This window comes from Myxococcus virescens (assembly GCF_900101905.1).
Lineage (GTDB): Bacteria > Myxococcota > Myxococcia > Myxococcales > Myxococcaceae > Myxococcus > Myxococcus virescens.
This window is the reverse complement of record NZ_FNAJ01000002.1, coordinates 431,695-446,259: the sequence shown is the minus strand read 5'-3', so window position 1 is coordinate 446,259 and position 14,565 is coordinate 431,695. Positions and strand designations below refer to the sequence as shown.

The 14,565-nt window shown below is 69.6% G+C and carries 10 protein-coding genes; 8 read left to right on the top strand and 2 right to left on the bottom strand.

Annotation, left to right across the window (positions count from 1 at the left end; all coding sequences use genetic code 11):
- The first annotated feature begins 615 nt into the window (after window positions 1-615).
- The 8 genes from BLU09_RS08520 (at window position 616) to BLU09_RS08485 (ending at window position 12,524) form a co-directional block, all read left to right on the top strand.
- Entirely contained in the window at window positions 616-1,308 is a 693-nt protein-coding gene (locus tag BLU09_RS08520; RefSeq protein ID WP_174257157.1) for an RNA polymerase sigma factor, read from the top strand.
- Window positions 1,305-2,063: a hypothetical protein gene (locus tag BLU09_RS08515; RefSeq protein ID WP_186817985.1), complete on the top strand. Its 759-nt coding sequence runs from the start codon at window positions 1,305-1,307 to the stop codon at window positions 2,061-2,063. Before BLU09_RS08520 ends, BLU09_RS08515 begins: the two co-directional genes overlap by 4 nt.
- A complete protein-coding gene (locus BLU09_RS08510; RefSeq protein WP_090488065.1) occupies window positions 2,060-3,793 on the top strand; it encodes a hypothetical protein in 1,734 nt (577 codons plus the stop codon). The genes BLU09_RS08515 and BLU09_RS08510 overlap by 4 nt, the downstream gene beginning before the upstream one ends.
- A 26-nt stretch (window positions 3,794-3,819) precedes the next feature.
- Window positions 3,820-5,667 (top strand): protein phosphatase 1 regulatory subunit 42, encoded by a 1,848-nt coding sequence (locus BLU09_RS08505; RefSeq protein ID WP_244171538.1) that lies wholly within the window; start codon window positions 3,820-3,822, stop codon window positions 5,665-5,667.
- A 46-nt stretch (window positions 5,668-5,713) separates the two neighbouring features.
- The gene (locus tag BLU09_RS08500; protein ID WP_090488060.1) at window positions 5,714-7,339 is read left to right on the top strand and encodes a DUF7151 family protein; all 1,626 of its coding nucleotides are present in this window, start codon (window positions 5,714-5,716) and stop codon (window positions 7,337-7,339) included.
- Window positions 7,340-7,375: 36 nt separating this feature from the next.
- Window positions 7,376-9,250, top strand: a complete 1,875-nt coding sequence (locus BLU09_RS08495) for a DUF7151 family protein (RefSeq protein ID WP_244171537.1) — start codon at window positions 7,376-7,378, stop codon at window positions 9,248-9,250.
- Between the two features lie 84 nt (window positions 9,251-9,334).
- Window positions 9,335-11,077: a DUF6311 domain-containing protein gene (locus BLU09_RS08490; RefSeq protein ID WP_244171536.1), complete on the top strand. Its 1,743-nt coding sequence runs from the start codon at window positions 9,335-9,337 to the stop codon at window positions 11,075-11,077.
- Window positions 11,078-11,135: 58 nt separating this feature from the next.
- Window positions 11,136-12,524, top strand: a complete 1,389-nt coding sequence (locus tag BLU09_RS08485) for an ATP-binding protein (RefSeq protein WP_090488054.1) — start codon at window positions 11,136-11,138, stop codon at window positions 12,522-12,524.
- Between the two features lie 88 nt (window positions 12,525-12,612).
- Here BLU09_RS08485 and larC read toward each other — a convergent pair whose 3' ends face one another.
- Together larC and larB are read right to left on the bottom strand one after the other, a co-directional pair.
- A complete protein-coding gene (gene larC, locus BLU09_RS08480) occupies window positions 12,613-13,785 on the bottom strand; it encodes a nickel pincer cofactor biosynthesis protein LarC (protein ID WP_186817986.1) in 1,173 nt (390 codons plus the stop codon).
- A gap of 5 nt (window positions 13,786-13,790) precedes the next feature.
- Window positions 13,791-14,543 carry a nickel pincer cofactor biosynthesis protein LarB gene (larB, locus tag BLU09_RS08475; protein WP_090488050.1) on the bottom strand — a complete coding sequence of 251 codons (753 nt, stop codon included), beginning with the start codon at window positions 14,541-14,543 and terminating at the stop codon, window positions 13,791-13,793.
- Window positions 14,544-14,565: the final 22 nt, after the last annotated feature.

The window sequence follows — 14,565 nt, the reverse complement described above, 5'->3', positions numbered from 1 at the left end:
TCTGACAGCGCCTCAATCACAGCCACCCTATTAAGCATAGAATCCGCTCCTGGCTCGGAAATGGTCTCAAGGAGATCTGGCATATCTGGGACAGGCTGAGTCCTTTCGAGCTTGTTACTTCGTAGCGTTGCCATTTCAGAGCGCGGCAACGCAACCACCACCCCACCAACCTCTCCACCCTCGCGCCCCATGACTCGTATCCGCGAAAAATTCCACCATGAACAAATCGGCCACTGTAAAGAGCCGCTCCGACTCCAAAATCTTGAAACGGGTGCAACACCTTCTTTGACGAATGCATTTAGGCGGCTGCGCAGCGGTGCGCTGGAGGCGGGTGGAGAAGGCGGTGGTCCTCCACCCCAGCGGCAGCCCAGGGACTGAACCCATCCGACCATCTCCGGCTGCTCGACCGCCTCCGCCACGCCTGGGTAACCCTGCACCCCATATGGCCCCTCCCGGCCCCGAGTGGGAATCGTCAGACGGACCCACAATGAAAATGCGCGCCATTCGTTATAGGCGCGACCCATTTTGCGACCCCGTTCCGTATCCCATTTTGAAGGGATGACGGACGGCCGGGCATTGGGCTCGAGCCGGCTCGCGATGAGGGACGGAGTTACCGTGCTGCCTGGAAACGACCGGTCCGTCTTGGAGGCTTTCCGCCGGGGGGAGACGTCCGTCCTCACGCAGGTGTACCGGGCCTATTCGCCGGAGGTGCTCCGCTACCTCTCGCGAAAGTTCGCGGTGGGCACGGATGGGGGCACGCGGAGCGCCGCGTTGTCCGCGCTGGATTTGGACGCCGCCCATCAAGAGACGTTCGTCCGGGCCTTCCGGCCCAACATGCGGCAGGCCTATGACGGGGTTCGCCCCTACCTGGGCTTCCTCCTCACAGTGGCGCGCTCGACGGCCATCGACCTGATGCGCGCGTCGGGACGCGTGTCCCGCGAGGCCGTCCCCATGGACGACGCGCCCGAGCTGACCCACCTGCCCACCGAGGGCCGGACGCCAGAAGAAGAAGCCCTCAGCACCGAAGTGCGCGACCTGGTCCGCGCCTTCCTCGACACACTCACGGACGAAGGCCGCGCCCTGGCACAGCTCCGTTTCGTCGAAGGTCTTTCGCAGGAATCCGCCGCCCAGCAACTCCAGCTCACCCGAGGCGAAGTCCGGGTGCGCGAGCGGCGGATGCGGACGCACTTCACCGAGCATTTGAAGAATTCGGGCTGGCTGGACGCATCGGCCGAGCCCGGGCGGATGGAGCTGGGAGTCCTCCTGGCCTCGCTCGCCCTGTGCGCAATAGGGAGCATGCCCTCATGAGGTGGTACGAGAGACATATCGACGCCAGCCTGACCCGGTGGTCGCTGGGAGACCTGTCCTCCCACCAATCCGCTCGCCTGCTGCGCCACGCCCACGCCTGCCAGCGCTGCGGCACCCGCTACGAGCGCTGGGCCCAGGCCCACCGCGCCCTGGAGGGCAATGACATCCACGTCCCCTCCTCCGTGGAGCTCCAAGCATTGTCAGACGGAGGCCTGGAGGCCGCCCTCGCCGCGGCCGCGCCGGAACAGGCTCCGTCCCGGTGGTCCTCCCTGGCCCTGCTCGGCGGCGCGCTGGCCGCGGTCTTCCTCGCGGTGGTGCTCGTCCCCACCGCCACGACGACGCCCGGCGAGTTCGTCGCCCGCGGCGAAGGCACCGCGCCGCCCGGCGTCGCCCTGCGAATCTTCTGCGCCACCCCGGGCCAGGCCCTGCGCGAGCTGCACGCCGGAGATGCCTGCCGCGCCGGTGCCATGCTGGCCTTCGCCGCCGGTGGACATGCGCCTTTCACCCACGTCGCCGTCCAGGTCCGCGGCGCCAAGAAAGCGGAGGTGACGGCCGGTCCCTTCGCCCTGTCCGGAGGCTTGGGCAAGGAAGCCCCCCTCGAGCTGACCGTGCCCATGCCAGAGACGGCGGGCACTGTCGAAGTCGTCGCTGTCTTCGCAGGCAGCCCGACCGAGTCCCTGTCGACCCTGCGCGGAGAACAGACAGAGGGCACGGTGGTGCTCAAGCAGTCAGTGAGGGTAGAGGAAGCTCCATGAAAAAGCTGGGAGTGCTCCTCGGCGCCGCGGCACTGCTGCTAGCCCGTGGTGCCTCGGCCGAAGCCGTGGTTCGCCGCGCCCTGGTCATTGCCCATAACGGGAGCGACGACCCGTCGCTCCCGTCGTTGCGTTTCGCGGACGATGACGGCGTGCTGTGGGCGGAGACGCTTCAACGCCTGGGCGTGGAGACCACGCTGCTGGTAGCCCCGGACGAGGCAACACGCGCCACGGCCCGGCCGGTGCTCGCGGGCGCCCGGCCCCCAACACCAGACGAGGTGAAACGAGAGGTCGCACGCCTCCGCGCGGCCAACCTGGTGGACCATGAATTGGGACGCCAGACAGACGTGCTGCTCGTCTACGTGGGCCACGGCAACACAGACGAGGCCGGACGCGCGTACTTCACCCTCGCGGGGGGACGTCTGGATAAAGCAAGCCTTTACGCGGACGTGGTGGACCCGCTCGGCGCCAGCTACGTCCACCTCATCGTGGACGCGTGCCGCGCGTCTGGCGTCGTGGGCAGTCGCGGCGGTCAGACGGACGCGGCGGTGCTCGCGGAGCTGCGCGGCATGCTGGCCCGTGAGCAGCTCGCCACCCGGCCCACCGTGGGCGCCGTGTTCGCGGAGAGCGAGGACGGCGAAACGCACGAGTGGTCCCGCATCCGCGCGGGTGTCTTCAGCCACGTGGCCCGCTCCGGCCTCCTGGGCGCGGCGGACATCAACGGCGACGGCAAGGTGGAGTACAGCGAGCTGGGCGCCTTCGTCACCGCGTCGCTCCAGGGCGTGAAGGGCCTCCCCGCGCGCCTGTCGCTCCACGCCTTCGCCCCCACCCGCGAGCCCCGACGTCCGCTGGTAGGCCCCGCGCCGAAAGGCCCCAGCCTTCCCCTGCCCTCCGGGCTCGAGCACTCGCGCATCTCCGTCGAGGACTCGGACGGACGGCGGCTGGCCGACGTGCGCCGATCCAAGGAACAGTACGTGCTGCTGCGCCTGCCCGAGCGCGACGTGTATTGGATTCGCACGCCCACGCAGGAAGCCCGCATCACCCTGGCCAAGCTGTCCACCAACGGCATCATCGACCTGGGCGACCGGGAGCTCCAGGAGCGAGGCCCCGCCGAGGAGGCTCTGCGCAAGGGCTTGTTCGCGGTGCCGCTCGACAAGGATTTCTACGAGCGCTACGTGGCGGCCACCGGGCTCGCGCCCGTGGGCATATCCCAGGCGTTTCCTCCGAGCGCGGGCGGCACCTTCCCGCGGTTCATGGCGCGGCGGCCCGACACCTTGGCGGGTTGGGACCTGGGCTGGACGGGGCAGCAGGCGCCGCTCGGATTGAGCACGCTGGCCACCGGACCCACCGTGACGTGGCGGCGCGAGGCGCCCCTGCCGTCGCTCTACTACGGCGCGCGCGCCTCCTATGGCCTGACGCCCCTGGCCACCGACGACATCCGCACCCACCGGGGTGCGCTCCTCGGCCTCCTGGGCGCACAGGTACCGGCCCCCCTGCGCGTGCCGCTGTTCCTGGAGGCGGGCGCGGGCTGGGGCTTTCTGGGAATCACTCGCGGACAGGTGCGCATGGGCGACCCCACCGTGCTCTCCACGTACACCGCCGCGGGGGTGACGGGAGCGCTGGCGGGTGTGCGGCTGCGTCTGGCGGCCACGCTCACCTATGACCGCGTCACCCTGGACCAGCGCAATTACTGGGACCGCGCGTTCGGCTTCGAGCTGGCGCTGCGACGCTGAGGGACCTGCTCATGAGACGCATGTGGATGACGATGCTCGTGCTCGTCACGGGGTGTGACGGCATCGAGTTGGAGCGGCTCGTCCGGCAGCACCCGCCGCTCACCCGGCTGGAGCCCGAGCCCGCGGGTACCAACTGCGTCCACGGTGGCCATTTCGTCCGCACGGGCCTGGACCTGAACGACAACGGCGTGCTCGACGACGGCGAAGTGACCGTCACCCAATACGCGTGTGTCACCGCCATCCCCGGCGTGCTGATGCGCGTGCAGGACGAGCCCCCCGGTGAGAACTGCACCGAGGGCGGCAGGGTGTACCGCGCGGGCCAGGACGCGAATGGCAACGACGAGTTGGAAGACAGCGAGGTCAGCCGCCAGGTGTACGGCTGCGCCAGCTCGGCGGCCGTGGTCACCCGCGTACGGCCACGGGAGCCGCTCCTCTTCCCCTGCGGGGAGAACGGCGCCGTGGTGGAGGCGGGACAGGACCAGGATGGCAACGGCGTGCTGGACGACTCCGAGGTCCGGACGACGTCCAACCTCTGCGTGCTCCCCTCCGAGGTCCGGCTGCGTCAGTCACCGGCTCCGGCCGGCGCCGCGTGTCCCACGCCCAGCACCCAGGTGGACGTGGGCACCGACGCGGACGCGGACGGCCTGTTCGAAGACGAAGAGGTGATGTCATCCATGTTCGTGTGCCAGCCCCTGCACACGCTGGACGGCAACTACCGCGTGCGCAACGCGGTGGACCTCGTGGCGCTGGAGGGCATCTCCCGCGTCCGGGGCGCCCTCTACTTCGACGCCGGGGCCGCCACGGAGGCCGTCCTCCCCGACTTGATGATGGTCGAAGGCGCGCTGGAAATCGTCGACACGTCGCTTGAACGCGTGGAGATGCCCTCGCTGCGCCTCGTCGGTGGCCCGCTCACCGTCGCCCGAAACCCCGCGTTGACCACGCTGACCCTGGGCAGCGGCAGCCGCGCTCCGCTCTGGGTCTGGGGCGATTTCAGCCTGATATCCAATCCCTGGCTCCCCACGCTCGCGGGAGTGAGCGCGGTCCTTCCTGGCAACAACATCGTCCTGAGAGACAATGATGCCCTCGAAGGGGGCTACTTCACCTTCACCTCCGCGCTCCTCGGCAGCATCACCCTGGAAGACAACGCAAAGCTCTCCACCCTTCCCTTCCGGCACCTCGAGTGGCTGGGCGGCTCCCTGAACATCATCGGCAACTCCTCCTTGAGCACCCTGACCGGAACGGTGCTGCAGAAGGTCGTGGGAGACCTGGTTGTAACGGACAATGAAAACCTGACTGCGTTGTCGGGCATGCCAGCGCTGACGTCCATTGGCGGTGGCCTCCGCGTGCGGGACAACGCCAATCTGCGCTCGGTGGAAGGCATGAATGAACTCACCCAGGTGGGGACGCTCGAATTCGATCGCAACCCCGCGCTGGAAGCCGCGGGAGAGTTCCCCAAGCTGGCGCGCGTCACCTCCGGCATGCGGTTCAATGCCAACGCCGTGTTGAAGGACCTGTGGGGGCTCCAGAAGGTGCAGAACAGCGGTTTCCTGTTCATCGGCAACAACCCACAGCTCTCCCGGCTGATGGGCTTCGACCGGCTGCTCTCGCTGCAGGTGCTGACCGTGGAGAACAACGCGAGCCTCACCGACCTGTCGGACCTCGCCCTCCTCCAATCGGTGGAGGAGCTGTTTGTGCTCTCCAATGAGAACCTGCTGCGCCTGGACCTGAATGCCCTGGAGAGCGTCACCCGCCTCTTCACCGTCACGGAGAACCCCCGGCTCCCCACCTGCCTGGCCGTGTCGCTCGCCGCACGGGTCAACACGGGCGGCGCGCCCGAGATTCGCGGCAACGACAGCTCATCTCCCTGCGATTGAAGGCCTCCCAGCGGCGAGCCCCGTCACGAGGAAGAGAGAAGCACCCATGCGATGGACCTGGATGGCGGTGGTACTGCTGGCGGCGGGCTGTGACGACATCAGCCTGCGCGAGCTCGTCACGCAACACGAGGCACGCACGCGGGTGGACCCCGAGCCAGCCGGAGACCGCTGCCCGCTCGGCGGCAGGGCCTTTCTCGCGGGCCTGGACCTGAACGACAACGGCGTGCTCGACGACAGCGAAGTCACGAGCATCGAGTACGTCTGCACCACGCCCACGCCCGGGGTACTGGTGCACATGCAAGACGTGCCCCCCGGCGAACAGTGCCCGCTCGGAGGACATGTGTCGCGGGCGGGCCAGGACGTGAATGGCAACGATGCCCTGGAGGACGGCGAAGTCACCCGGGAGGTGTACGGCTGCACCGAGCCAGTCTCCCCGCGTGTGATTCACCGAAGCCAGCATCAGCCTCCGTCGGCGGCGGTCCCTCCGTGGCTCTGTAGCTGGGGCCGCACCTGGGTGGAGGCCGGCCTTGATGCGAACGGCAATGGCCTCCTCGACGACGACGAGGTCCGCGCCGTGGTCAGCGTCTGCGTGGAGCCGGCCCGGCTCAAGGTCGTCTACGTGCCCGAGCTCGCCGGAGCGGCCTGCCCCCAGGGTGGCACGGGCATCCGGCTGGGCGTGGATTCGAACGGCGATGACGTGCTCTGGGGGCCAGAGGTCCACAAGACCGCCTTCGTCTGCGAGGCCCTGCACACGCTCCACGGCGACTACACCGTGCGGACCCCCGCGGACCTCGCCGCGCTCCAGCGCATCTCCCGCATCCAGGGCTCGCTCCTCATCAACGACGCGTCCATCACCGAGCTGAGCCTGCCGGGGCTCGCGGTGGTGGACCGCAGCTTGCGCCTCTGGAACAACCAACTCCTGACCCAGGTGGACCTGCCCGTCCTGCGCTTCGTGGGTGACGACCTCGACGTGACAGCCAACCCCGCGCTGGACAGGCTGCAAGCGGGCGGCACCGACGAACAACGGCTGTTCGTGGGCCGAGGCGTCGTCGTGAGCCACAACGACCGGCTGCGCAACCTGAACGGGCTCGTGAGCGTGTCGCCTCGGGAGAGCCTGCTGGTGGAGGGCAATGATGTCCTGGCGTTCCACCCCAAAGAGGACTCCGTGCTCGTCAACGTCGACAACCTCATGGGCTCGCTCACCGTCACCGACAACAACGCGTTGCAAGCGCTTCCCTTCTCGAACCTCGTCCATGTCGGCGGCAACGTCCGCGTCTCGGGGAACCCGGAGCTGCGCTTCCTGGAAGGCCTCTCCCCGTGGAGCATCGGAGGCGGGCTCGTCATCAGCGAAAACAAGGCCCTGCAGGCGCTCTACAGCCTCGCGCCGCTCCGTCACCTGTCCGAGCTGAGCGTGAAGGGAAACCCCGCCTTGACGACCCTGGAGGGCCTGAGCGGCCTGAGTACCCTCGCTTCGCTTCGCGTGTCGGACAACGCGAGCCTCGTCCGGCTCGGCCTGAGCAGCCTGCACCAGGTCGGTCAGGTCTTTGACGTCACGGACAATCTCGAACTTCCGTCATGCCTCGCGACGTCGCTCGCGGCGGACGTGTACACGGGCGACGCCGGGCAACTCCACATCAGCGGCAATAACGACACCGCCACCTGCGGCGAGTGACGCCCCGAAAGGCTCCTGGCGATGCGATGGACGTGGATGTTGGCGCTGGTCCTGGCCACCGGGTGTGACGGCATCGACCTGCACCGGCTCATCGGTCAGCACGAGGCGCGCACCCGCGTGGCTGACGAGTCCTCCGGCCCGAACTGCGAGCACGGCGGGAAGGCCGTGCGCTCGGGGCTGGACCAGGATGATGACGGCGTGCTCGACGACGACGAGGTGACGGGCACCGAATACATCTGCGCCACGCTCTCGCCAGGCGTGCTGGTGCGCACGCGGCAGCTCCCTCCCGGCGAGCCATGTGCGCTGGGCGGGCAGCTCACCCTGGCGGGGGCGGACCTGGATGGCAACGGCCTCCTTTCGGATGACGAGGTGACGCGCGAGGTCCACGGCTGCATGGAGCCGGCGCCTGTCCTCGCCCGCGTGCGCCCGCTGCTGACCCACCCCTTCGTCTGCCGGCACGACAACGCGCTCGTGGAGGCCGGCGTGGACCTCAATGGGAACGGCGTGCTCGATGACAACGAGCTCCGGGCAGCCGCCCGCTTCTGCGCGGACCCCGCGGTGACACTGCTGCGCCAGCGGCCAGAGCCGACGGGCCCTAACTGCACCACGGGAGGCACCCAGGTGGAGGCAGGCGTGGACACCAACCTGAACAGGGTGCTCGACGACACCGAGGTTCTCGCGGCTGCCTTCGTGTGCCAGCTGTCGGCGGCCCATGACGGGATGTACGCGGTGGAGAACGCGGCCGACCTGGAAGCGTTGAAGTCCCTCTCCATCATTCGCGGTGAGCTCTCCATCGAGGACACGGATGTCACGACGGTGGTGCTGCCCGGCCTCGTGTCGGTGGAAGGTCCGCTGTCCATCCACGACAACCCGGCGCTGACGCGGGTGGAGCTGTCTGGGCTTCGCTACGTGGGAGGAACGTTGAGCATCCGTGGCAGCAACCTGCTCAACGAGGTGCGCGTCGGACCGCAGACGATGGAGGCGCTTCCAGCCGTTCGCGTCGACAGCCTGACGCTCTACACGCTCCCCGCCTTGTCCTCCCTGAGCGGCGTGGCCGCCGTGGCGCCCCACTTCGACCTCACCGTGTGGAACACCGGCGTGCTGTCGAGCCCCGACACGTTCCCCCACGTCCAGGTGCTGGCGGGCACGCTCACCGTCCACGGCAACCCCGCGCTGGAGAAGCTGCCGGTGTCCCGTCTGACAGAGGTGGGAGGGAGCGTCACGGTTTCGGGCAACCCGATGCTTCAATCCCTGGAAGGGCTGGGACGTTTGACGAGAGTCGGCGGTGGGCTCGACGTCTCCAACAACAACGCCCTCACGCACCTCACCGGGCTGGAACACCTGGCGGTGGTGAAGGACCGCATCAACGTGATGAACAACGCCCGGCTCCTGGACCTCCGCTTCGATGCCCTCTCCGAAACAGGCGCGCTCACCGTGATGGGCAACGCAGCGCTGGAGCAGGTGGGCCCGATGCCGTCGCTGCTCCGGGTGAATCAGGACGTCACCCTGGCGGAGAACCCACGGCTGCTGCGCGCGGCGGACCTGCCAAAGCTCCAGAGCATGGGCGGCGCGTTGTTCGTCAACCTCAACCCGCTGCTGACGGACCTGTCTGGCTTCCAGCAAGTGACGTGGATGCGCGGCCTGTATGTCACGGGCAATGACGCGCTGGAGCACCTGAGCACCCTGGGCTCGCTCCATACCGTGGTGGGCACCCTGAAGGTGATGGGGAATCCAGCGATGACGGCGCTGAGCCTGGATGCACTCGCGCGCGTGAGCGATGCGTTCGTCGTCACGGACAACCCCCGGCTCCCTTCGTGCTGGGCCACGATGCTCGCGGACGACGTCTACACCGGGCCGCCGGAGGAGCGCTCCATCGGGAACAACGACAGCGTCACGCCTTGCCCTCCCTAGGCTGGCTGGAAGCGCGCGGCCTGGAACGGTGCTTGCCCGTGCGGGAAGCGCGGTCCTACAGTGCCGGCCTCCACCAAGGCCGCCATGACGATCCCGAGTCCACCGGCGTCGAGGGAATCCGCTTCACCGGCGCTCGCCCCGACTCCGCCTGTCCCCACCATTGCGCCTTCTCCGTCACCCGCGAACCGGTGGGCGCCCTGGGGCGCCGCGCTGGGTGGACTGGCGTGGTTCCTCTGGCTCGGCGGTGGCCGGGCGATTCCGCCCACGCGCATCGACTGGATGATTCGCGAGGACTGGGCGGCCTCCGGTTTCGGTTGGCTGTTCTACCGAAACGCACCCTGGGGCCTGCCGCTCACGAGCTCGCCCAACCAGCTCTTCCCGCATGGCACCTCCGTGGCGCTCACGGACGGCAATCCCCTGCTGGCGGTGCTGTTCAAGCCCTTCAACGCGCTGCTGCCCGCTGACTTCCAGTACCACGGCCTCTGGCTCGCGCTGGGCTTCGCGCTCATGGGCTGGTTCGGCGCGAAGCTGGTGTCCGTCGTTTCGTCCCGCCCCACGCACCAGTTGCTGGGCGGCCTGCTGCTGGCCCTGGCTCCGCCCATGGCGGCGCGGCTGGGGCACCTGACGCTGTGCTCGCACTGGCTGCTGGTGGCCATGATGTGGCTGCACCTGCGCGACACACCGGACGCCCATGGGGCGAAGCGGAGCCTCCTGTGGGCCGCCGCGTTGAACGCCGTGGGCGCGGGCACGCATCCGTACCTGGTGGCCATGCTCGCGCCGCTGGCCATGGCGCTGACCGTGCGCCTGGCCCTGGGCCGCGTCATCAGCTGGGGACGCGCGCTGCTGGCCTCGGTGGGCATCGTCGTGCTGGACGTGCTCATCTTCGCCCTCTTCGGCTACTTCGTCGGCAGCAACCTGGGTGCGGAGGGCTTCGGCCAGTTCTCCGCCGACCTGACCACGCTGTTCAATCCCACGGACTGGTCGCGGCTGCTGCCCTCGCTGCCCGTGGCGCGGCGGCAGGGCGAAGGCTTCGGCTATGTGGGCGCGGGGGCGCTGCTGCTCGTGGTGCTCTCCGTCGTGGGCGCGGCGCTTCGCTTCCGCACGCTGCGCGATGTGCCCTGGCGGCGGGGACTGCCCTTCGCGGTGGCGGTGCTGCTGCTGGCCGTCTACGCGCTGTCGTCCCGGGTGACGTGGACGGGCCGGCTGGTGGTGGACCTGGGCGGGCTGTACGAGCCCTTCTCGCGGCTGACGTCCGCGTTCCGCGCGTCCGGGCGCTTCATCTGGCCGCTGTGCTACGCGGTGATGGGCGGCGCCCTCCTCCTGTGGCTGCGACAGTGGCGAGAGCGCGCCTGGGTGGGGACGGCGGTGCTCGCGCTGGCGGTCGCCGTGCAGGCCTATGACGTACGCCAGGACAAGAGCGAGCTGCGCCGTCGCCCGGAAGGCTTCCGCCGGCTCCAGGCCCCGGAGTGGGCGGAGCTGAAGGGCCACTACCAGCACCTGGCCCTCTTCCCGCCGCAGGTGCAGTGGGTGTGCCCCTACAACGAGCCGCTGGTCAACGCGACGGGGTACATGGCCTACCGGCTGGGCCTCACCTTCAACAGCGGCTACGTCACCCGGACCCCACCGTCGATTGCGGAGGAGTGCAACGCCACCATGCGCCCTGGCGGCGTGGACGGGGACACGGTGTACGTCGTGGTGCGTCAGCAGGTGGGCGCCTTCCTCCGGGCGGGCGCGCGCTGCGGGATGGTGGAGGGGTTGCCGGTGTGCGTGGCCGGGCAGCGGAACGACGCCTTCGCACAGGCGTTGACGCGGCAACCCTTGCGATAGCGCGGGGCCCCGCCGAATCCGATGGACTCCCTGGCGGGGACAGGCAGCATCCCGGCGTATGGGAAGTGACGACATCGTCGCGGCGTTGCGCCAGGTTCCGCTGTTCGCCCGACTCACCGGAGAACAGCTCCGCTGGATGGCGGACCATGGCCGTCAACTCCACTTCCCCGCTGGCACTCGTATCGCCGAGCAAGGCGCCGCCGCGGATGGCCTGTCCGTCATCCTGGAGGGCCACACGCAGTGGAGCCGCCGCACCGGCACGGAGAGCGTGCCCACGTTCACGCTGGAGGCCGGCGACCTCTTCGGTGAGCTCATCCTCTTCCTGAACGCGCCCTACCCCCACAGCGGCGACGCGGTGACGGACGTGCGCCTGTTCCGGATGGAGCCGGCCACCTTCTGGGAGCTGCTGCGGCTGGCGCCCGGACTCAGCCGGGGATTGATGGAGCTGGCCTCGCAGCGCTCCCAGCAGCAGGCGCACGACGTCCGTCCTCAGTCAGAAGTGCTCCCCGTGGGACGCATGGCGGCCGAGCTGGGCGCCGAGCTGGGCAGCCCCGCCGCGGCGGCCCGGCGGAGCGCGGCGCGGCTGGGCGAGCTGATGGCCACGGTGTCCGCGCGCGCCATGGCCCTGGGCGACCACGGCCTTTCCCTGCCCCAGCGCAGCGTCCTGCTGGCGCTGCCTCGGGAAGCGGCGGAGCGCGGGCGGACCTCTCCGCCGCTGGAGCCCCTGGCCCGCGCCGAGCGCGAAGAAGCGCTGGGCTCCTGGTTGGAGGCGCGCGGCGTGGCGGATGCGTGGGAGGCGGCGCCCGCGCTGGTGGCCTCCGGACTGGACGTCGCGTGGCTGGAGTCGGTGGCGACGCGCGTGGGCGGGGCGCTGCTGGGCGACGTGCTCGCGTGGCTGGTGGTGGCGGTGAGCTGTGACGTGCTCATGGCGGAGGTGGCGCGAGGAACGGCACGCGTGTCCGCACTGGTCGAAGGCGTGAAGGCCTATGCCTTCATGGACCCGGTGCCGCGTGAGGACGTGGACGTCCACGAAGGACTGGAGCACGCGCTGGCGGTGCTGGGCCACCGGCTGCGCGGAGAGCACCTCACGGTGGAGCGTGAGTACGACCCGCACCTGCCCCGGCTGAAGGCGGAAGGCGTCGCGCTCGACGAGCTGTGGACGCAGCTGGTGCTCAACGCGCTGGAGGCGCTGGGCGAGCGCGGAGGCCGCGTGCGACTGCGCACCTGGAAGGATGCCGCGCACGTGGTCGTCGAGGTCTCCGACGACGGGCCGGGCATTCCCAAGGACTTGCTGCCGCGCATCTTCGAGCCCTTCTTCAGCACGAAGCCCCATGCGGCGGGCATGGGCCTGGACGTCTGTCGGCGCATCGTCGAGCGCCATGGCGGCGACCTGTGCGTGCGCGCCGAGCAGGGCGGCACCCGCATCCAGGTGCGTTTGCCGGCGTAACCACCGCGGCTCGGGCGCCCGCGCCCGGGACTTCATCGTCCCCTGACGAAGCTGTCCGCGAAGCCCTCGGAGAGGGCGCCCACGGCGCTCAGTCCTTGGGGCCGAGCGCCGCCACCGCCGCGGCCATCACCTGCTTCACGGGGACGCCCGCGGCCTCCGCCAGCTGGCGGCAGTCCTCGAACTCCGGGTGGGCGTTGAGCACCGCGCCCTGGCGCAGCCCACGCTTCACGCGGACCTTGCCCCACGGCGTCTCCACCTCCACCCAGTCACGCTCCAGCGCCTGACGCTCCACGCGGTGGTAGCGCACGCCCAGCGTGGTGGACTCGCGCAACACCACGTCCACGATGGCTTCGCGCGTGCCGCCCTCCACCAGCGCGCTCAACAGGTGCCCCGGCCGGCTCTTCTTCATCACCACCGGCGTCACCCACGCGTCCAGCGCGCCCACCGCGAGCAAGCGCTCCAGCAAGTGCCCCAGTAGCTGCGGCGTGGCGTCATCCAGGTTGGCCTCCACCACCCAGAGCCCTTCGTTGCGGGCCTGCTCCAGCCGGCCCAGCGACGCGCGCAGCACGTTGGGGCGGTCCTTGAAGTCCTTCGTTCCGACGCCGTAGCCCACCTTCTCCACGATGAAGTCCGGCGGATGGCCGATGTGCGCCAGCACCTTGAGCAGCGCCGCGCCCGTGGGCGTCGTCAGCTCCCCCACGCCTTCGAAGCGCACGGGCACGTCACGCAGCAACTCCAGCGTCGCGGGCACGGGAATGGGCATGGCGCCATGGGCCACGCGGATGGTGCCGCTGCCCAGCGGCGGCGGCGCCGCATGGACCTCCGGGTTGCCCAGCAGCTCCAGCACCACCGCCGCGCCACAGATGTCGACGATGGAGTCCACCGCGCCCACTTCATGGAAGTGGATGTCGTCGATGGACACGCCGTGGACCTTCGCCTCCGCCTCGCCGATGGCGCGGAACACCGCCAGCGCCCGCTCCTTCGCGCGCGGGGGCAGCGTGTCCGCCTCCTCGATGAGGCGCCGGATGTCCGCGTAGGCGCGGTGCGGATGGGCCTCGCGCGCATCCAGCACGACGTCCAGGTGCGTGCCGCTGATGGCGTGGCGCACCGCGCGGCTCACCGCCAGCTTCCAGCCCGGGACGCGCAGGCCCGACAGCGCGCGCTCCAGCTCCGCCGGCGAAATGCCCAGGTCCAGGCCCGCCGCCAGGAACATGTCCCCGGCGATGCCGCCCACCGGCTCCAGGTAGAGGATGCGTCGCATGGTGCTCACCTGCGTCCCTTCGTGCGGGAGATGAGGGCGGCGTAGAAGCCACCGCCAAAACCGTTGTCGATGTTCACCGTGGCCACGTTGGAGGCGCACGAGTTCACCATGGCCAGCAGCGCGGACACGCCCTTGAAGTTGGCGCCGTAGCCCACCGACGTGGGCACCGCGACCACGGGAATCCCCACCAGTCCGCCCAGCGCGCTGGCCAACGCGCCCTCCATGCCCGCCACCACCACGGCGGCATGGCACTCCTGGATTTCCTCGCGGCGCCGCAGCAGCCGGTGGATGCCGGCCACGCCCACGTCGTAGACGCGCCGCACCTCCGCGCCCATGGCCTCGGCCGTCGTGGCCGCCTCTTCCGCCACGGGGATGTCGCTGGTGCCCGCCGTCACCACGGCCACGCGGCCCGCGCGCACCTTGCCCTGCTTGAGATGGAAGATGCGCGCCACCGGGTGGTACTCGCCCTTGGGGAAGCGCGCCACCAGCGCCTCCGCCTTGTCCGGCTGGAGCCGCGTCACCAGCACCGTCTGCTTGCGCTCCACCAACGCCCCGACGATGCCCAGCAGTTGCTCCACCGTCTTGGGCTCACCCAGCACCACCTCCGGGAAGCCGAAGCGCAGGTTGCGGTGCGTGTCGAGCGTCGCGTACCCCAGCTCCGCGAAGGGCAGGTCCTTCAACTTGCCCACCGCGTCGTCCACGGAGACGCGGCCGGACTTCACACTGCCCAGGAGCTGTTTCAGCGCCTTCTCATCCATGGGCGCCCGTCTAGCTCGAAAC

What these genes read in the sequence shown, in the direction of transcription:
- BLU09_RS08515 (WP_186817985.1), top strand. Translation starts at nt 1,305, where the DNA reads ATGAGGTGGTACGAGAGACATATCGACGCCAGCCTGACCCGGTGGTCG.
- BLU09_RS08510 (WP_090488065.1), top strand. Translation starts at nt 2,060, where the DNA reads ATGAAAAAGCTGGGAGTGCTCCTCGGCGCCGCGGCACTGCTGCTAGCC.
- BLU09_RS08505 (WP_244171538.1), top strand. Translation starts at nt 3,820, where the DNA reads ATGACGATGCTCGTGCTCGTCACGGGGTGTGACGGCATCGAGTTGGAG.
- BLU09_RS08500 (WP_090488060.1), top strand. Translation starts at nt 5,714, where the DNA reads ATGCGATGGACCTGGATGGCGGTGGTACTGCTGGCGGCGGGCTGTGAC.
- BLU09_RS08495 (WP_244171537.1), top strand. Translation starts at nt 7,376, where the DNA reads ATGTTGGCGCTGGTCCTGGCCACCGGGTGTGACGGCATCGACCTGCAC.
- BLU09_RS08490 (WP_244171536.1), top strand. Translation starts at nt 9,335, where the DNA reads ATGACGATCCCGAGTCCACCGGCGTCGAGGGAATCCGCTTCACCGGCG.
- BLU09_RS08485 (WP_090488054.1), top strand. Translation starts at nt 11,136, where the DNA reads ATGGGAAGTGACGACATCGTCGCGGCGTTGCGCCAGGTTCCGCTGTTC.
- larC (WP_186817986.1), bottom strand. Translation starts at nt 13,785, where the DNA reads ATGCGACGCATCCTCTACCTGGAGCCGGTGGGCGGCATCGCCGGGGAC.
- larB (WP_090488050.1), bottom strand. Translation starts at nt 14,543, where the DNA reads ATGGATGAGAAGGCGCTGAAACAGCTCCTGGGCAGTGTGAAGTCCGGC.